At 34.0% G+C, this 17,698-nt stretch carries 17 protein-coding genes; 7 read left to right on the top strand and 10 right to left on the bottom strand.

Annotated features, from left to right (window positions below; genetic code table 11):
* Position 1 precedes the first annotated feature (1 nt).
* Genes RB618_RS03645 through RB618_RS03630 form a run of 4 tightly spaced genes read left to right on the top strand, consistent with a single transcriptional unit; the run spans position 2 to position 2,984 of the window.
* Positions 2 to 424 carry a hypothetical protein gene (locus RB618_RS03645; protein WP_308067522.1) on the top strand — a complete coding sequence of 141 codons (423 nt, stop codon included), beginning with the start codon at positions 2 to 4 and terminating at the stop codon, positions 422 to 424.
* A 15-nt stretch (positions 425 to 439) separates the two neighbouring features.
* On the top strand, positions 440 to 1,402 hold the full coding sequence (locus RB618_RS03640; RefSeq protein WP_308067521.1) for a DUF6624 domain-containing protein: 963 nt from the start codon (positions 440 to 442) through the stop codon (positions 1,400 to 1,402).
* Positions 1,399 to 1,773, top strand: a complete 375-nt coding sequence (locus RB618_RS03635) for a BlaI/MecI/CopY family transcriptional regulator (RefSeq protein WP_111425991.1) — start codon at positions 1,399 to 1,401, stop codon at positions 1,771 to 1,773. Before RB618_RS03640 ends, RB618_RS03635 begins: the two co-directional genes overlap by 4 nt.
* Positions 1,770 to 2,984 (top strand): M56 family metallopeptidase, encoded by a 1,215-nt coding sequence (locus RB618_RS03630; protein ID WP_308067520.1) that lies wholly within the window; start codon positions 1,770 to 1,772, stop codon positions 2,982 to 2,984. The genes RB618_RS03635 and RB618_RS03630 overlap by 4 nt, the downstream gene beginning before the upstream one ends.
* Before the next feature lie 187 nt (positions 2,985 to 3,171).
* Here the strand turns inward: RB618_RS03630 and RB618_RS03625 are convergent, their stop codons facing one another.
* Positions 3,172 to 4,536, bottom strand: a complete 1,365-nt coding sequence (locus RB618_RS03625; RefSeq protein WP_308067519.1) for a saccharopine dehydrogenase C-terminal domain-containing protein — start codon at positions 4,534 to 4,536, stop codon at positions 3,172 to 3,174.
* Positions 4,537 to 4,723: 187 nt separating this feature from the next.
* Here RB618_RS03625 and RB618_RS03620 point away from each other — a divergent pair, with 187 nt between their 5' ends.
* Positions 4,724 to 5,110: a DUF423 domain-containing protein gene (locus RB618_RS03620; RefSeq protein ID WP_308067518.1), complete on the top strand. Its 387-nt coding sequence runs from the start codon at positions 4,724 to 4,726 to the stop codon at positions 5,108 to 5,110.
* A 301-nt stretch (positions 5,111 to 5,411) separates the two neighbouring features.
* The gene (pckA, locus tag RB618_RS03615) at positions 5,412 to 7,016 is read left to right on the top strand and encodes a phosphoenolpyruvate carboxykinase (ATP) (protein WP_308067517.1); all 1,605 of its coding nucleotides are present in this window, start codon (positions 5,412 to 5,414) and stop codon (positions 7,014 to 7,016) included.
* 240 nt (positions 7,017 to 7,256) lie between these two features.
* Here the strand turns inward: pckA and RB618_RS03610 are convergent, their stop codons facing one another.
* Both RB618_RS03610 and RB618_RS03605 read right to left on the bottom strand, forming a co-directional pair.
* Entirely contained in the window at positions 7,257 to 8,315 is a 1,059-nt protein-coding gene (locus RB618_RS03610) for a phytase (RefSeq protein ID WP_308067516.1), read from the bottom strand.
* 76 nt (positions 8,316 to 8,391) lie between these two features.
* A complete protein-coding gene (locus RB618_RS03605; protein ID WP_308067515.1) occupies positions 8,392 to 11,202 on the bottom strand; it encodes a TonB-dependent receptor in 2,811 nt (936 codons plus the stop codon).
* Between the two features lie 236 nt (positions 11,203 to 11,438).
* On the opposite strand from RB618_RS03605, the gene RB618_RS03600 reads away from it, so the two are divergent.
* On the top strand, positions 11,439 to 12,539 hold the full coding sequence (locus RB618_RS03600; RefSeq protein ID WP_308067514.1) for a DUF4407 domain-containing protein: 1,101 nt from the start codon (positions 11,439 to 11,441) through the stop codon (positions 12,537 to 12,539).
* Between the two features lie 134 nt (positions 12,540 to 12,673).
* Here RB618_RS03600 and RB618_RS03595 read toward each other — a convergent pair whose 3' ends face one another.
* The 7 genes from RB618_RS03595 to RB618_RS03565 form a co-directional block, all read right to left on the bottom strand.
* Positions 12,674 to 13,396: a PH domain-containing protein gene (locus RB618_RS03595; RefSeq protein ID WP_308067513.1), complete on the bottom strand. Its 723-nt coding sequence runs from the start codon at positions 13,394 to 13,396 to the stop codon at positions 12,674 to 12,676.
* Positions 13,397 to 13,468: 72 nt separating this feature from the next.
* Positions 13,469 to 13,840, bottom strand: coding sequence for an MmcQ/YjbR family DNA-binding protein (locus RB618_RS03590; RefSeq protein WP_308067512.1), 372 nt, complete (start codon positions 13,838 to 13,840; stop codon positions 13,469 to 13,471).
* Positions 13,841 to 13,846: 6 nt separating this feature from the next.
* Complete coding sequence (locus RB618_RS03585) at positions 13,847 to 14,197, bottom strand: DUF4260 domain-containing protein (RefSeq protein ID WP_308067511.1); 351 nt, start codon at positions 14,195 to 14,197, stop codon at positions 13,847 to 13,849.
* On the bottom strand, positions 14,194 to 14,595 hold the full coding sequence (locus RB618_RS03580) for a GNAT family N-acetyltransferase (protein WP_308067510.1): 402 nt from the start codon (positions 14,593 to 14,595) through the stop codon (positions 14,194 to 14,196). The genes RB618_RS03585 and RB618_RS03580 overlap by 4 nt, the downstream gene beginning before the upstream one ends.
* Before the next feature lie 159 nt (positions 14,596 to 14,754).
* Positions 14,755 to 15,522: a cyclase family protein gene (locus RB618_RS03575; RefSeq protein ID WP_308067509.1), complete on the bottom strand. Its 768-nt coding sequence runs from the start codon at positions 15,520 to 15,522 to the stop codon at positions 14,755 to 14,757.
* Between the two features lie 79 nt (positions 15,523 to 15,601).
* A complete protein-coding gene (gene hemW, locus RB618_RS03570) occupies positions 15,602 to 16,738 on the bottom strand; it encodes a radical SAM family heme chaperone HemW (RefSeq protein ID WP_308067508.1) in 1,137 nt (378 codons plus the stop codon).
* 73 nt (positions 16,739 to 16,811) lie between these two features.
* The gene (locus RB618_RS03565) at positions 16,812 to 17,666 is read right to left on the bottom strand and encodes a hypothetical protein (RefSeq protein ID WP_308067507.1); all 855 of its coding nucleotides are present in this window, start codon (positions 17,664 to 17,666) and stop codon (positions 16,812 to 16,814) included.
* Positions 17,667 to 17,698: the final 32 nt, after the last annotated feature.

Below are 17,698 nucleotides of genomic sequence, written 5' to 3'. Positions count from 1 at the left end.
TATGAAAAACCTCTTTTTACTATTGTTTTGCGGTTCAATGCTTTTGAGCTGTAAAAGCAAACCGATCAATCAGAAAATTGACAAGAAAAAAGAAGGTGTTTGGATTGATAATTATACGCAGGATGGTACAAATTATAAATCGTATGAATATTATAGAAACGATCTTCCGGTTAAAAAATGGAAAATGTACATTAATGGGAAAATCTACAAAACAGAGAAATACAAAAACGGAATCTGTATTGTAAAAAGTTATTACGAAAACGGAAAACTGGAATCGAAAGGGAAAACTAAATTTGAGACTGATTCGGTTCAGTCGCATTGGTTTTATTTTGGAGAATGGAAGTTTTATTCGGACAAAGGAAAATTAAAAGGAATCAAGAATTACGATAAAGGAGAATTGATTTCGGAACAAAATATTAAATAAACTAACCTTTAAACCATGAAAAAAATAATCGCACTTTCTTTTATTGTATTGAACTGCGTTTTTATGCAGGCTCAGACTTATAAAGAATGGGTTCATAAAGCAGATTCTTGCTACACGGCAAAAAACTACGACTTGTCTGTCTCGTGTTATGGAAAAGCTTTTAAAATAGAACAGAAAGATTACCGAGACTTGTACAACGCAGGCTGTTCTGCTTCTATGGCAAGGCAGCATAAAAAAGCATTTAAATGGCTCAATCTTTCTATCGATAACGGATACGAGAATATGGCGCATATTAAAATTGATAACGATTTAAAACCTTTGCACACCGAAAAAGAATGGGATAAAACAATTGATAAACTGCAGAAGAAATTAGATGTTATTGGAGCAAATTATGATAAGGTGCTGGAAAAGCAACTTGCGGAGATTTATACCGAAGATCAGGAAATTCGCGGAGAGTTTATGAATGTATACAGAGCTGCTAAGCCTGATAAAAAGAAAATTGACAGCATTGGTAAAATAATGGGGGAGAAGGACAGCATTAACCTCATTAAGGTTATGAAAATTCTGGACGAAAGAGGCTGGTTAGGAAAAAATGTGGTTGGGACGCAAGGAAATCAGACATTGTTTCTGGTGATTCAGCATTCTGATTTAAAATACCAGCAAAAATATCTGCCAATGATGAGAGAGGCGGTTAAAAACGGTAATGCAAATCCAGGAAATCTGGCTTATTTGGAAGATAGAGTAGCTTTGAGAGAAGGAAAAAAACAAATTTATGGGAGTCAGAGTTCAATGAATAAAAAGACTAATAAAATTCGTATATCGCCAATGATAGATCCAGATAATGTAGATAAAAGGCGTGCAGAAGTTGGACTTGGCACAATGGCTGAGTATGCTGCAAAACTGAATATTGAATGGAATTTGGAGGAATATAAAAAGGAATTGGCTGAAACAGAAAAACTTGAAAATACAAAACCATGATACAATTATCAAATGCAGAAGAACAGTTAATGGAGCATTTATGGAAGCTTGAAAAGGCTTTTATGAAGGATTTGCTTGAAGCGTATCCAGAACCAAAACCGGCAACAACAACCGTGGCGACGCTTTTAAAAAGAATGATCGATAAGAAATTTGTAGCGTATAACGAATTTGGGAATTCTCGAGAATATTATCCGCTCGTAAAGAAAACAGACTATTTTGCGAAACACGTGAAAGGGCTGATTAGTAATTTCTTTAATAATTCGGCTTCACAATTTGCTTCGTTTTTTACAACCGAAACCAATCTATCGTCTTCAGAACTGGAAGATCTTAAAAAAATAATCGATTCAGAAATTCAAAAAAAGAAAAAATGATAACGTATCTTTTAAAATCGGGTTTACTGCTTGCTGTTTTTTATGCAGTGTATAAATTGTTGTTGGAAAACGAAAGAATGTTTCGTTTTAATCGTGCTTATCTTCTCGGAAGTTTGATTTTCAGCTTAATTATTCCGTTGCAATTATTTTCGATTGCATCATTTTTTCCATCAAAAATTAAAACAATTCAGCTGGATGAAATAATGATTGTGTCTAATAAATCAATCTTAAACGAAGTTTCATACAATGAAATCGTATATTTCTTTTTAGGTGCAATTTATGTTCTTATTGCAGCAATTTTACTGATTCGATTTGTTGTAAATGTGTCTTCCTTTTTCTTAAAAATGAAGAAGAATTCGGTACAATTTATAGACAATCAGAAACTTGTTTTAATGAAAGAATCGATTTTGCCACACTCTTTCTGGAATGCTATTTTTATCAGTAAAGAAGATTTTGCAAATGGAAAAATTCCATCAGAATTAATTGCTCATGAAAAAGCGCATTTGCAGCAAAAACATACTTTGGATATTCTTTTTGTTGAGGTTTTGCAAATTGTATTTTGGTTTAATCCGATGTTTGTTTTGTTTGAAAAAGCCATAAAGCTTAATCACGAATTTTTGGCTGATGAAGCGGTGAATAAGCAGTTTGATGAAGTTAAAAGTTATCAGAGCTTATTACTCGAATTTGCTTCAAATAAACATACTGTCGCTTTGGCGAGTACTATTAATTATCAAATAACCAAAAAACGTTTGATAATGATGACTAAAGAAAAATCGCCAATTGCAATGGTTTTAAAAGTGAGTTCTGTAACTGTCGTTTCTATTTTATTGTTAATTACTTTTAATTCGGAAGCAGTTGCACAAAATAGTTTTAATGGAAAAAACAGGATTGGTGTTAATGAAAAGGCAGATGTTAAACAACCACAATTTCCTGGCGGAATAGAAAAGTTCTATATGTTTGTGGGACAAAACTTTAAAATGCCAGAAGAATTTTCGAAACAAAAAATAGAAGGAAAGCTTTTTGTTGAGTTTATGGTTGAAAAAGATGGAAGTCTGTCTGAGTTTAATGTTGTAAAAGATTTAGGCTATGGAGCAGGAGATGAGGCAATAAGAGTTTTGAAACTTTCGCCAAAATGGATTCCTGCAACTGAAAATGGTCAAGCTGTTCGAGTGTTGTATTCATTGCCTATAACGCTTCAAACGGAGAAATAGAGGTTCAGAGTAACAAAGGAGCAAAGTGACAAAGGTTTTTTTACGCAAAGTATAAAACCTTTGTGGCTTTGTTCCTCTGAACCTTTGTCCCTTAAAAGAAAAAAAATCCGCTTCTGATGGAGGAAGCGGATAAAATCAAAAAACTAATTAAAAAAAAAATTCTAAAAATAAACAATGCAGACCCAGACTAAAATAAGTCTGGATTGTATCCAAAATAAGGCACATTTTGTTCGTTAAAAATGACCCCATATTCTTCTAATTCTTTCAAAATAGGTTCGTAAACTTCCTTTTTAATAGGAAGCTGAACGCCTGGAGTTGTAATTTTTCCGTTTAAAATCAATAATGTCGCAATTGCAACCGGAAGTCCAACTGTTTTTGCCATTGCGGTATAAGTCTGGTCTTCGCCAATGCAGACCATTTTCGAATCGATTTGTTTTTTTTCGCCATTCAGTTCATAACCAAATTTATGATACATTACAATCATATCTTTATCATCTGGTTCAAGAGCCCAACTGTCGGTCAAGATTTTTTCTAAGATTTGAGCCGGAGTGGCATTTGGCAGGTTTACTTTTTTGTTTGGATTGAATAAATCCAATTCCAAAAGCTTGTCCCACATAATATCGTCCTGATCAATTTTTAAGATCAAGCGAGTTTTAATTTCGACAGAATCAGTTGGATGATACGGAAGGAAAGAATTGATGAACTGACGATAACTCATATTTTCTGACCCCTCTAAAATATAGCTATCATCTGTCATCCCGAGCTGTACAAACATATTCCAAGCGCGAGAATACCCCACTCTTCTGATTGTACCTCTATATAAGGTAAGAATATCATCTAAGCCATAAACTGAACGATATTTAAGAGAATCGCGATTAGAATACGCTTCAAATTTTCCGTATCCTTCTACTTCTAGAAATTCGGTTCTTCTAAACAAAGCGCTGTACGGAATATATTTATAAGTTCCTTCTTGAATAAATTTGGCAGCACCGCCTTGTCCAGCCAAAACTACATTTCGTGGAGCCCAAGTAAATTTGTAGTTCCATAAATTATTATCAGATTCAGGAGCTACAAGTCCGCCGCAGAAAGATTCAAACAAAAGCATCTTACCACCTTTTGACCTGATTTCGTCAATGACTTTCATGGCACTCATATGGTCGATTCCTGGATCTAGACCAATTTCGTTCATAAAAATCAGATTATTTTTAATGGCTTCTTCGTTCAAAGCCTGCATGGCATCACTAATATATGATGCAGTAACAAGGTGCTTTTTGAATTCAAGGCAGTCTTTTGCAATCTCGATATGCAAATGTGCAGGAAGCATAGAAATTACGATTGATGCATTTGCAATAGCTTTTTTTCTTTCGTCTGAATTAAAAATATCTAAGGCAAGCGGAGTAGCATTTGGATGATCTTGTGTTTTTGTTTTTGCAAGTTGCAATGAAAGGTCAGCTACCGTTAAGTGCAGCTGTTCTTCATTAGATTTTGATAGTAAATATCGAATCAAAGAAGATGCAGATCTTCCTGCTCCAAATATTAAAATGTTTCTCATGTATCAAATATTTAACACAAATATATTTAAATGTTATAAATATAACAATTCAAATTAAAGAAAATAAAATTATTTTTTTCGCAAAACCCAAAAAACAATTTGATTTTGTTCTAAATAATCTAGGAAATAAGGCCGTTTTTCAGTTCGTTTGAAGTATTTTTGTTTGAAATTTCAAAAGAGATATATTATGAAAAGAAGAATCGTTTTAACAGGAGCTTTTATTGGTATGTTAGCTATTATTTTGGGTGCTTTCGGTGCTCATTTATTGAAAAAATATCTTTCGGTTGACCAATTAAATACTTTTGAAGTTGGTGTTCGTTACCAAATGTATCACGCTCTGTTTCTTCTATTTTTATCTACGCAAAAAGACATTGCGGAGAAAACCTTAAAAACGATCTATAATTTAGTAGTTGCAGGCGTTTTGCTTTTCAGCGGTTCAATCTATTTATTGGCAACAAAAGACTATACACTCTTCGAATCTAAAATTATCGTATTCGCAACACCTTTGGGTGGTTTCTTATTAATTATTGCTTGGGCGCTATTATTCTTTACGATTTTGAAGAGAAAATCATAAAATCTCGAAAAAAAAATTCTGTCTAAGAATTAATCTTTAATTTTGTCACATAAATAACATATAACTTTATTTGTGTGACTTTTTTGTATTTTCTGTTATCAAACAAAAATAATATAACAAATTCGCGTATAAGGTTGTAAATAAACAAATTAGAGGCGGTTATTTTTTTCTTTTTATAATTTTTAAAGTAAAATTTCTCTTTTTTCATATAAATTAAAGTGAAATTTAAGTATTTTAAAAGAAATAAAAATAAATCTGTAATTTTGCTTTAAACAAAAAATCACACACAACTTAAAAATTTATGGGCACTAATACAGTTTTCGCGCAATCGATTTCGTTAAAAGAGTTAGGAATTGAAAATGCAAAAGTTCGTTATCAACTATCTGCAGATGAATTACATGCGATTACTTTGCAGTCAGGACAAGGTGTTGAGAATTCTACCGGAGCGTTGGCAATTAACACAGGTGAATTTACAGGTCGTTCTCCACAAGATCGTTTTATCGTAAAAGATGATATTACTAAAGATCAAGTTTGGTGGGGAAATGTAAATATTCCATTTGAGCCACAAGCTTTTGAAAAGCTTTATAATAAGGTAACAGCATTTTTATCAGACAAAGAAGTTTTTGTTCGTGATTCTTATGTGTGTTCTGATCCAAATTATAGATTGAATGTTCGTGTTGTAACAGAAACTGCTTGGTCAAACTTGTTTTGCTACAATATGTTCTTACGTCCAGAAGATTCAGAGCTGGCTAATTTTACTCCAGAATGGACAGTAGTTTGTGCGCCAAGTTTTATGGCAGATCCTGCTGTTGATGGAACACGCCAGTCTAATTTTGCTATTTTAGATTTTACTAAAAAAATTGCTTTAATCGGTGGAACAGGTTATACAGGAGAAATGAAAAAGGGAATTTTTTCTGCATTGAACTTTATTCTTCCGGTTTTCAAAAATACACTTCCAATGCACTGTAGCGCCAATGTTGGCGAAGCAGGAGACACAGCAATCTTCTTCGGATTGTCTGGTACAGGAAAAACAACTTTATCTGCAGATCCAGAACGTAAATTAATCGGAGACGATGAGCACGGCTGGACAAACGAAAACACTGTTTTCAATTTTGAAGGCGGATGCTACGCGAAAGTGATCAACTTAACAGAAGAAAATGAACCAGACATTTTTAGAGCAATCAAAAAAGGAGCGCTTTTAGAAAATGTGGTTTTCAAAGCAGGAACAAACGTAGTTGATTTTGACGATGTTTCTATTACTCAAAATACTCGCGTAAGTTACCCAATTACACATATTGATAATGTTCAGCCAGGTTTGATTGGACACAATCCTAAAAATATATTTTTCTTAACGGCTGATTCTTTCGGAATCTTGCCTCCAATCTCAAGATTGACTCCAGGTCAGGCAGCTTACCACTTTATTTCTGGATATACAGCAAAAGTTGCTGGTACAGAAGCTGGTGTAACAGAGCCTCAGCCTAATTTCTCTGCTTGTTTTGGAGCGCCATTTATGCCTTTGCACCCAACGCGTTATGCTGAAATGTTGAGCAAAAAAATGAAAGATGCAGGAGTAAAAGTTTGGTTAATCAACACAGGATGGACTGGAGGAGCTTACGGAACAGGAAGCCGTATGAAGCTTAAATATACTCGTGCTATGATTACTGCTGCGTTAAAAGGAGAATTAAATGATGTAGCGTTTAAAAATCATGAAGTATTTGGAATTGAAATTCCTCAAGATTGTCCAAATGTTCCAGTGGAAATTTTAAATCCTAGAAATACTTGGGAAGACAAAGATTTATACGATAAAAAAGCGTTAGAATTGGCTCATAAATTCAAAGCTAATTTTGCGAAATTTGAAGAGTTTGCAAATGCTGAAATCTTAGCAGGCGCGCCAATTACAGAATAAAAGGAATTATTTAATTCAAAAAAAAGCTGTTCATTTCTGAACAGCTTTTTTTGTTTTTGTGCTTGTCTGATACTGCTTGCTTGTCTCCCTGAGCGAAGTCGAAGGGCGCCACTATTGGAAACTGGGCTTCGACTTCGCTCAGCCAGACAATGAGTACTTTTTAAGACATTGAAACGCAGTTTTCAGTACAATTTAAAGGAAAGTACCGAAAAACTGCAATTTCAAATCAACACTGAATCGTTATTTCTTAGCCTCGTCAATACGTTTTTGGATTAAATCCCAAGCATAATAGTGGAACGTCATTCCGTTGCTCATTGCTACAAAAAGCCCGTTTTTGTATTTTCCTCCAAGGTTAACACTTGTTACATCTGCACCATCACATTCAATTGTAGAAGTTGGAACTTCAGCCAATAATGGATGATTGTTCGGATTTCCTTTTGCTCCTTCTCTCGGGTAAACCATAAAAGAATTTGCCTGTTGGTTGGATACTAGAATATATCCTGTAGAATCTGTTTTTTTGTAAATCGCGATTCCTTCATGATCTGCTTTGAAATCTTTCTGACCAAAAAATGCCAATTCTTTATTATCGTTTAAAGCAGGATCTGCATTGTATTTTCTAATTCCTGTTTGTTCATCGCAATAGTACACAAAGCCTAATTCGTTATCGACAGCAATGGCTTCAATTTCTTTTTTACCGCTGTACGTTCCGAATTTGCGAACCACTTTTGCAGCAGCAAATTTTCCGCTTCCAGAAAGTTCATATTGCCATAAATAACTTCCAGAAGGACCTGTTTTTCTTCCCACAATAGCAAAAATCTTTCCGTCGCTTGGGCGTGTGTATAAAGCAACTCCCATTGGATCGCGTTGAGATTCTCCATCAAAAACAGGAATTCCGCCATTATCAATAGGTTCTAAATTAGGTAAACTGAAAATTCTGATTTTGTTTTCTTCACGTTCAGTCGTTACAGCAATATCTACTTTTTTTCCGTCAATGATCAATCCATAAGCGATATCAACATTGTTTGGACGTTTTAGCGGAATTGATTTTTTAAGGATTTTTCCATTCAAATCAAAAGCATATAAACCTCCGTCTGTGTCTTTATCTGTTCCGATAATAATGCTTTTTGAAGCATCTGTCGGATTAATCCAAATTGAAGGATCATCTGTATCGTGAGGCAAAGCTTCTGTAACAGCAGTTGGTTTTACAGCATTTGGCTGAACTGGAGCTAATTTATCATCTTTACAAGCTGTAAATGATAAGCTTAAAAGTAAAAAAGCAATTAAAGATTTATTTTTCATTTGTATTATATATTTTAATGCAATTAGACAGAGCGCTAAACTCTGTCTAATTTAAGAATTTTAAAAAAGTGCAGAATTACAAGTCTAGTTTCAATCCGAAATTGTAACGTGGCTGGTAATATTCAGCTTGTTTTGTATGAGCAGCAACTCCTTGGTAGTAACGTAACGGCTGGTTTGTTAAGTTATTTGCTTCAGCAAAAAAGCGAAGTTTGGGAGTAATTTTATAAGCAGCATTTGCATCTAAGAAAAACTGCTTGTCATAATAACTGTCTTTGTAAGACTCAGAACCTAACTCATCTAAATAATCAGAGGTAAAGTTGGTTGAGATTCTTGCAGAGAAACGTTTGTTTTCCCAAGATAATGATCCGTTAAACATGTGAGGAGTTGTTCCAGGAAGACTAATGTCTTTTCTTTCATTTCCATCCTCATCAGCAATACCTTTTGCTTTAGATTGCGTGTAAGTATAGTTTAAATAGATAGCAAAACCTTTTAAGAATTTACCTGGCAAGAAATCTAATTGACGCTGGAATGCAACTTCAAACCCGTAAACGTCAACATTGTCTCCGTTTCTTGATTGTAAGAAAGACCAGTTTTCACCTGCTGGAATTGGATTTACTTGATTAGGGAAATCTGCTGCAAATTTCGTATCAGTATATTGATTGTCGCTGTAGTTGTAAATGAAATCATTTAATCTTTTGTAGAAAACACCTCCAGAAACTAAACCGACAGATTTGAAATAGTTCTCAGCCATGAAGTCATAATTGTATGAATAAGTAGCTTTAAGGTCTGGATTTCCAGCTGTAATTTCTTTATCGGCAGCAATATTATTTACATAAGGAGCTAATGCATAGTAGTTTGGTCTAGCTAGGGCGGTTGTAACAGCAGCTCTTAAAACTAAATCTTTTGTAGCATTGTATTGTAATGAAATACTTGGCAGTAAATTAGTATAAGAGTTTGTATTGTTGATTTTGCTTTCTAACTCTTCTTCATCTAATACACGGTTTCCTGTATAATCAATATGAGTATTTTCTAAACGGAAACCTAAAACCATAGAAAGTTTATCGTTAAAATCCTGATCCCATCTTACATACGCAGCAGTGATTCTTTCTTTAGCATTATAGTTTACAGCTAAATATTCTGCTGGATCTGCTTCTTTATCAAATAAAGCAGGATTATTTAAATCTAAGCTTCCTAAGAAAGCTGCAGAAGCAAAAGTTCCTGGCACATATTTGCTTCCTGGATTAAAATCTTTTCCATCAAAATAGCTTGTCGGAACTTGCGATAATAATTCCATATCATCATTAATTGGCTCATAAGAATAGAACATATTGTTTCTTTCTTTTTCTTTTAAGCGAAGTCTAAGACCCGTTCTCAATCTTCCTTTTTCTCCAGCAATAACAGAGAATGGGAAACGGATATTTACTTTAGCACCAAATTCGCTTTCGCTTGTTTCATCTGTATTTTCGGTAACAGAGTCAAATTTAAATTCGTCAACAGACTCCCCAACAGTAGTGATTAAAGGAAATCTGATGTCTGATAAATCTTCAAACATTTCTAAACCTTTCTGGCGGTATTCGATATAACGCTCTCCTGGACGGTATTCTCTAGCTTTTGCATAGTTAGCAGACCAATCTAAATCTAATGTTGAGTTGATTAAGTGCTCTCCGCGAATAGAATAGTTCTGTACTCTTTGGTCTTCTAATCTTCTGTTTTTGTTTCTGTTATTGTCTAAACCACCTTTTGTTTGACGTTTTACACGACCTTCAAAACCAACAATTTCTTCGCCATTGTAAAGAGGCTCGATATCATCGTAAGTAGTTCTGAAACGGTTTTCTCTGTCATCTCTCCAGTTGTAAATTGCATTAGCAAAAATGGTATTGTTGTCATTGAATTTGTAATCTAAAGCAACAGAAGCACTACGACGAATACGCTGTACGTCATATTTTCTAATTTCAGAAGCTTGCAAATACTCATTTCCAAAATCATCTTTTACCCATTCGTTTTCGATGTTATCAGAACCGTAATCTACATTGTTATAAGATCCGCTGAAAACGACTCCTAATTTATCATTCGCAAAACGGTTACCGTAAACGAAACCAGCTGTGTAAGAAGCGTGGTCACGTATTGGTAAATATCCTCCAGCAAGAGTTGCAGAAATTCTTTCACCGTTTGGAGTTGCTCTTGTAATTAAGTTTACAGAACCTCCAATCGCATCAGCATCCATGTCTGATGTAAGCGTTTTGTTTACTTCGATAGTAGAAATCATATCAGACGGAATCAAGTCCATTTGCACGTTTCTGTTATCTCCTTCAGCAGATGGAATACGGTCACCATTTAAAGTAACAGAGTTCAACGATGGAGCCAAACCTCTAATGATGATGTTACGAGCTTCACCTTGGTCATTCTGCATTGTGATACCTGGAACACGCTTTAAAGCGTCTCCAACGTTAGCATCTGGGAAGCGTCCCATTTGGTCAGAAGAAATTACGTTTCCGATATTTTTATTGTTTTTCTGTTGGTTCAATGCTTTTGCCTGACCTTTTAAGATGTCTCCAACAACAACTTCTTTCAATTCATTTTCAGAAGCTTTAAGAGCAAAGTCAATTACATTGTTTTTTCCTTGCTCCACTTTTATTTCTTGAGTTAAAGAAGTATATCCAATATATTTTACTTCAACTTTGTAAGTTCCTTCATTAATATTTAATAATTCAAAACGACCGTTGTAGTCTGAAACGGTGTATTTTTTCTCGCCCACAATTTGAACCATAGCTCCAGGAAGAGGCAGTTTGTCATCGGCGTCTAATATCTTTCCAGAGATAATGGCTTTCTGAGCAAAACCTGTAAAGGCGAATAAAAAGAATGCGGTTAATAGATAAAATTTCTTCATTGTGTTTGTTTAGTTTGATTTCGGTTGCGAAACTAAGGCCTGCGTATTAATAAAGCCTTGAAAAAAAATTAACATAGTGTTATGATTAGTCAGTTATTGCTTATAAATATTAATATTTAACTAACATTCAGGATTCAAACGTTTGATTCACAACTAAAAAGAAATTGATATTTTGACGGTATTTGAAAATTTGGCGTTAAATTTGCCTTATCAATCACAATCAAAAATCATCAATCATGTTAAAACAATTTTTTATCCTATGTTCCGGTGCTGACCGAGACATCCTGAAAGACTGCTCAGAAGGCGAACAAACCAAATATGTTGGTATTGGCGCCACAGTATACTTTACAGCAGTTATGGCTTTCTTAGCCAGTGCTTATGCGCTTTTTACCGTTTTCGATTCTATTTATCCCGCCCTAATTTTTGGATTTGTATGGAGTTTATTGATTTTCAATTTGGACCGATTTATCGTCTCGACGATTAAGAAAAGAGATCGTTTCCTTGATGAATTTCTGCAGGCAACTCCGCGTATTGCATTGGCAATTATTATTGCAATTGTCATTTCGAAACCTCTGGAAATTAAAATCTTCGAAAAAGAAATTAATACCGTTTTACTGAAAGAGAAAAACGAAATGGAATTGGCCAATAAAAAACAAATTGGAACCTATTTCAAAACAGATTTAGATAAAAATAAAGCCGAAATCGCCGCTTTAAAAGCTGACATTGTAAAGAAAGAAAAAGAAGTAAACGATTTGTATTCGGTTTATATTACAGAAGCTGAAGGAACTGCTGGAACTAAAAAACTAGGAAAAGGCCCAGTTTACAAAGAAAAACGCGAAAAACATGATGCAGCTTTAAAAGAGTTCGAAACGCTTAAAAAGGCCAACGAAGCTAAAATTGCCGAAAAAGAAAAAGCAGGCGTACAGCTTCAAGCCGATTTAGACAAAAAAGTTTCACAGACGCAACCTATCATTGAAGGTTTCGACGGATTAATGGCGCGTATTAATGCATTGAACAAACTGCCTTGGCTGCCGTCATTTTTCATTATGCTTTTATTTTTAGCCATCGAAACATCGCCAATTATTGCCAAATTATTAGCGCCAAAAGGAGAATTCGATTTCAAACAAGAAGAAGCCGAAACCGCTATGAAAGCGACTTTGGCTCAAAATAAATACCAACGCGATTTATTGGTTAAAACAAGCGCCGAAATGCACGATAAGGTCTATGCAGATATCGCAGAAGATAAAGGTTTATTCGATTTACAACGAAAGAATGCAAAAGAACTACTAGAATTGCAATCGCATAAATTTGTAGAAAAGCAGAAGGCGACTTTATAAGTGCAAAGTGCAAAGTTTCTAAGTACAGAGTTTAAATGCAAAGCCCGAAATAGAATCTCTATTTCGGGCTTTTTTATTTTAGACAAAGCTGATAAAACTTTGCACTTTGTACTCAGAAACTTTGTACTTTAAAATTACATATAACTTAAAATCTCTTTTTTATAAGCATCATATTCTCCCTGCATGATTAAACCATTATCAAGAAGTTTTTTGTAATTCTGTAATTTATCGAAAAGTTCTTCTTTAGATAAATCGCTTAATTTACGGTCTCCAGCAGGTTGAGTAGGTTGAGTTGGTTGAGTTGGAAGCGGTTCGTAAGTTTCTGTAACGGCTGGCGCTGCAGGTAAAATTTCTGCAAAACTTGTTACTTCTTCTGTTTCTACTTCTTCGATTTCTTCCTCTTCTTCTTCTTCAAAAACAGGCTCAATAGTTTCTTGAACTGGTGTAGCAGTAGAAACTGGATTTTTCAATAAATCCAATTGCTCTTTAGCGTAAGTATAAATTTTTCTAGCCTGAATTTTAGGAATATAATCAATAGAAATTGCTAAATCTGTTTTCGTTCCAAATGAGAATTCAGAACCTAAGATGTTTTCTTTTACAAAAGTACTTGCAATATCATCCCAAGTGTAATCTGTAAAATCCATAGAAAGACCTAAGTTTTTAGGCTTGCAGATAATGATACGTTTGTTTGTTAATACAATACTATCTGGAAAAACAGTAATTGCAGGCTTTTTTTGCACTGCGATGTATCCAACTTCTTCGCCTTTCATTAATAAATCTGAGAGTTTCGAAGTGATTTTTTCAATCGCTTTTGGATCTTGTTCTTCGTTTAGAAATTTTTTAAATTGTTCTTTCATGATGCTATAAAATGCTAATTTGCAAACTGATTCGGGTTTTTAAGTTTTGATCTTACCCTGCAAATGTAATGCCTAATTTTTTAATTGAGTAATTTCATTCTGAATTTTCTTTGTCAAACTTTTGAAAACCAATTCATACGAATGATCTATCAATTCTTTGACAAATTTGTCTGGAAGATTTCCGTTTAAAGCGATCGTATTCCAATGCACTTTACTCATATGATAACCTGGCTGAATTTCGTCATATTCAGCTCTGAGTTCCTGCGCGCGGTCTGGATCGCATTTTAAATTGACAGATTGCTCATTTTTTTCCCATTGAGAGAGAGAAGACAAAGCAAACATTTTTCCGCCTACTTTAAAAACCAGCGTATCTTCATCAAAAGGGAAATGCTCGCTGACACCTTTTTTCGACAGACAATATTCGTAAAACGTTTCTAAATTCATAACTGCTTATTTACCAATTTCACCTAAATGTGTGTATTTAAAACCTTTTTCATATTTAAGACCATAACCGAAAATGCGATCCATTGCCGAATGTGAAAATAAAATAATTCCCGCTAATTGCACAACTTCAATACTTAAATAAAGGCCGACCGCATAAATTAAAAGCGTAATTCCTTTGTGATGAAAGATATTATAAAGGAATGCTCCAACTTTGTTTCCAAAAACATAACCAATCATTGATAAATCTGGAGCCAAAATCAAAACAAGAAACCACCACCATTCATAGCTTAAACGGTTAAAAAGAAATATTCCGAGAATAAATAAAGCCGTTTCTTCTAGTTTTAGGACTGTTTTCATTTGACTATTTTTTCCATCATCTTTTCTGGATGATTCAGTTTTGTAAATCCGAATTTCTCATATAAAAAGTGAGCGTCAGTTGTAGCCAAACGCCAGATTTTTACTTCTTGCAATTGTGGTTCTTTCATCATCGCTTCGATCAAAATGGATGAATAGCCTTTTCCGCGATGTTCTTCATCAATAAAAACATCCATTAAATAAGCAAAAACGACATAATCAGTAATGACGCGTGCAAACCCAATTTGTTTGTCATCTAGATAAATTCCAAAACAAACAGAAGCATCAATTGTGCGTTGCACTTCTTCAATCGTTCGCCCCGCAGCCCAATAAATGTCTTTTAAAAAGTTTTGTATAAACGGAACGTCGAGTTTGGTTTTATCTGTAGAAACACTAATCATATTGTTTTTGTTTTTTTGCCACGAATTTCACGAATTTTCACGAATTAATTTTTTGCCACAGATTAAAGGATTAAAATGATTAAATCTGTGCAAATCTTTTTAATTTGTGGCAAAAGAAAAAAAGAAATTCGTGCAAATTCGTGAAATTCGTGGCAAACCTTAAATCTTATATAAAATTGGTTTTGATGGACTTGCGTCATTTTCAAACGAAGCGATTTGAAGATTTAGTATATAATTTCCATCTTCAATTTCGTCTGAAACGTAAATCATTTCAGTAATTGTCGCATTAAATCTTGCATCTGGATTTACCTTGTGCGTGTCTTTTACATTCCAAAATGCTTTGTGAGCCAATAATTTCCCTTCATCATGTTCTTTATCCACACTTGGCAAATCAATCAATAAATGCTGAATTTCGCTTTCGCGGATGAAAATCGCAGCCTCTTCAGACAAATACGGCGGATTGGTATTGGAATATTTTCTTGATTTTTTATCTAGTTGATTTGGAAGCGTTCTAATAATCAAAGCCTCGTTTGTCACGCTGAGCAGAGTCGAAGCGCTCAACGCTTTTTCAATTGGTTCTTGCATAATCACAAAATCATCTCCAATCTTTTCAGGTTCAACTGTAATCAATTTAGCAAAAAAGAAAAATTGTTTCAAAGATTGATTAATGCTATAAAAATCATTGGTAATATGCCCGAGACATTCAGTGTGCGTGCCATGCCCATGCGGATTGAAGAAAATATTATTAAAATTCGTAGATGATTTTCCTTCAGAAACTTTACCAATCCAGTCGCCAAAAACTACAGGTTCAATAACGGGTTTCTCAATATACCATGCAATCGGATTTTCATCTGTATTTGTTAATGGAATAGAAATATCAATGGGTTTTGATAAGTCGATTTCGAAGTTGTTGATTTTTGCTAACACAAATTTGGATTTTATGCCGCAAAGACGCTAAGTCACAAAGTTTAATAAATTTGAGCCTTTGTGCCTTCGTGGCTAATTTTTATTCATCCAAATTTAGATAAAATAAATCTGAAGCAATTCCATCCGTTAAAAATTTTCCTTTTGGAGTTGGTTTAAGAATGTTGTTTTCTATTGAAAGCAGATCATCGTTTAAGAACTTTTGAGATTGTTCCAGTAAATAATTCAAATATTCTGATCCGAAATCCTTTTCAATTCTTTCTAAAGAAACGCCCCAAATGGTTCGCAATCCCGTCATAATATATTCATTATAACGATCTGAAATAGTTAGGATTTCTGTTTCAACAGGAAGTTCATCGTTTTGAATAGCTTTTAAATACAATGAATTATTTGCAATATTCCAGCCTCTTTTTTCGCCATCATAACTGTGTGCCGAAGGTCCAATTCCGATATATTTTTTACCTAACCAATAAGCCGAATTGTTTTTGGAGAAATAATTCTCTTTTCCAAAATTGGATAATTCGTAATGAATAAAACCGTTTTGCTGAAGCATTTCGACCAAAATCATAAAATGATTGGAAGCTGCTTCATCCTGAGGTTCAGCGATTTTTCCAGTCCGAATTAATTTGCTTAAAGCTGTCTTTGGTTCAACTGTCAAAGCATAGCTTGAAATATGCGGAATGCCAAAATCTAAAGCAGTCTGAATATTCTGTCTCCACATTTCGTCACTCATTCCTGGAATTCCATAAATCAAATCAAGGGAAATATTGTCAAAATATTTTGTTGCTTCTTCCAAACATTTTTTGGCTTCAGCCGAATTATGAGCACGATTCATCATCTTCAAATCGTCTTCGTAAAAAGACTGAATTCCGATACTTAATCTATTTATCGGACTTTTGGATAATTCCAGAATTCGCTCCGCAGACAAATCATCTGGATTGGCTTCAAGCGTAATTTCTGGATTTTCTACAAGCTTGTAATTTTTGTAAACTTCAGAAATTAAAAAGTTTATTTCGTCATTTGACAGTACGGAAGGAGTTCCGCCACCAAAATAAATGGTTTCTATAATCTCATTTTTGAATTCGTTTTTACGTACATTGATTTCTTTGGCTAATGCCAAAACCATTTCATCTTTCTTTTTCATTGAAGTCGAAAAATGGAAATCGCAATAGTGACAAGCCTGTTTGCAAAAAGGAATATGGATGTAAATGCCGGACATAATAAAAAAAAGAGCAAGGTAAATCTTGCTCTTCAATTATCAATATTAATTAATGATAAATTATGTTTTTTTATTAGAATGCAGCGCTTTCTTTAAAAGTACCATTTGAAATGATAATTTTTGCTTTAGTCGTAGGATGCGTAGCGGTTAAACTAAACGTTCCTGTCGCTAAAACAGCATTTAGAGTTGTAAAAGTAACTGTTCCAGAAACATCATAGGTGATGCTTTCGTGAGTTGTCGCATCATATTTTTGAAAAGAAATTTTGTAAGCACTATCATTGCTGGTAAAATTATAAGTTCCTGCTTTTGCATTATAATCAGGAAAAGCAATACCAATTGTGTACTCACCGTCGTTTTCAGCATAAATTATTTTTGTTGTCTGGTTTTCAATTGTACCATCAAATGATAAGCCATGCCAGTCTTTTCCATCAATTTTAGCAAAAGTGCCAAGCCCTTCAACTTGTGGCGTGATTTCTTTATAAGGAATTTTAAATGAACCGCTTACATTAACAAACTTTGATTCGTAATCGTAACCGTCTTCATATACTTTACCAGAAAATTTTACCCGCACTGTTTTGTCTGTATTGTTCAGGTTCTCTAAAGTAAAAGTAAAAGTGTTAGAAGTGAAATTTTCTGAAGCTTGCAACCAAGGAATTTGACTGTTTACTGATGTAGGATTTGTAAGTGCCTGATATAAATTTCCAAAAGAATTAAATTTGAAATCAATAGCAATTCCTTGTTCAGATGTTCCCATGACTTCTATAAAATCACCTTGCTTTTGAGCTTCCCAAGTTTTAACATTTTGGACTTTACCGTCATAGGTGAAATTAAAAAAATTTTCTGATTGGCTTTCGTCACTATTATCAGACGAGCATGAAGAAATAACTGCTGCAAATAAAATAAATGCAATAAATTTAATTTTTGTCATTTGTGGTTAAGATTAAGATTTGTTTTTAACAA

The organism is Flavobacterium sp. LHD-85, assembly GCF_030929595.1.
GTDB lineage: Bacteria > Bacteroidota > Bacteroidia > Flavobacteriales > Flavobacteriaceae > Flavobacterium.
Note: the sequence above shows the minus strand (reverse complement) of the source record. Positions and strands in the feature narration are given on the sequence as shown.

Excerpts from the sequence above, each read along its gene's own strand:
- RB618_RS03565 (WP_308067507.1), bottom strand. The coding sequence starts at position 17,666 with ATGACAAAAATTAAATTTATTGCATTTATTTTATTTGCAGCAGTTATT.
- RB618_RS03635 (WP_111425991.1), top strand. The coding sequence starts at position 1,399 with ATGATACAATTATCAAATGCAGAAGAACAGTTAATGGAGCATTTATGG.
- RB618_RS03605 (WP_308067515.1), bottom strand. The coding sequence starts at position 11,202 with ATGAAGAAATTTTATCTATTAACCGCATTCTTTTTATTCGCCTTTACA.
- RB618_RS03620 (WP_308067518.1), top strand. The coding sequence starts at position 4,724 with ATGAAAAGAAGAATCGTTTTAACAGGAGCTTTTATTGGTATGTTAGCT.
- RB618_RS03625 (WP_308067519.1), bottom strand. The coding sequence starts at position 4,536 with ATGAGAAACATTTTAATATTTGGAGCAGGAAGATCTGCATCTTCTTTG.
- RB618_RS03590 (WP_308067512.1), bottom strand. The coding sequence starts at position 13,840 with ATGAATTTAGAAACGTTTTACGAATATTGTCTGTCGAAAAAAGGTGTC.
- RB618_RS03640 (WP_308067521.1), top strand. The coding sequence starts at position 440 with ATGAAAAAAATAATCGCACTTTCTTTTATTGTATTGAACTGCGTTTTT.
- RB618_RS03580 (WP_308067510.1), bottom strand. The coding sequence starts at position 14,595 with ATGATTAGTGTTTCTACAGATAAAACCAAACTCGACGTTCCGTTTATA.
- RB618_RS03645 (WP_308067522.1), top strand. The coding sequence starts at position 2 with ATGAAAAACCTCTTTTTACTATTGTTTTGCGGTTCAATGCTTTTGAGC.
- RB618_RS03585 (WP_308067511.1), bottom strand. The coding sequence starts at position 14,197 with ATGAAAACAGTCCTAAAACTAGAAGAAACGGCTTTATTTATTCTCGGA.
- RB618_RS03595 (WP_308067513.1), bottom strand. The coding sequence starts at position 13,396 with ATGAAAGAACAATTTAAAAAATTTCTAAACGAAGAACAAGATCCAAAA.
- RB618_RS03630 (WP_308067520.1), top strand. The coding sequence starts at position 1,770 with ATGATAACGTATCTTTTAAAATCGGGTTTACTGCTTGCTGTTTTTTAT.
- RB618_RS03600 (WP_308067514.1), top strand. The coding sequence starts at position 11,439 with ATGTTAAAACAATTTTTTATCCTATGTTCCGGTGCTGACCGAGACATC.
- RB618_RS03610 (WP_308067516.1), bottom strand. The coding sequence starts at position 8,315 with ATGAAAAATAAATCTTTAATTGCTTTTTTACTTTTAAGCTTATCATTT.
- hemW (WP_308067508.1), bottom strand. The coding sequence starts at position 16,738 with ATGTCCGGCATTTACATCCATATTCCTTTTTGCAAACAGGCTTGTCAC.
- pckA (WP_308067517.1), top strand. The coding sequence starts at position 5,412 with ATGGGCACTAATACAGTTTTCGCGCAATCGATTTCGTTAAAAGAGTTA.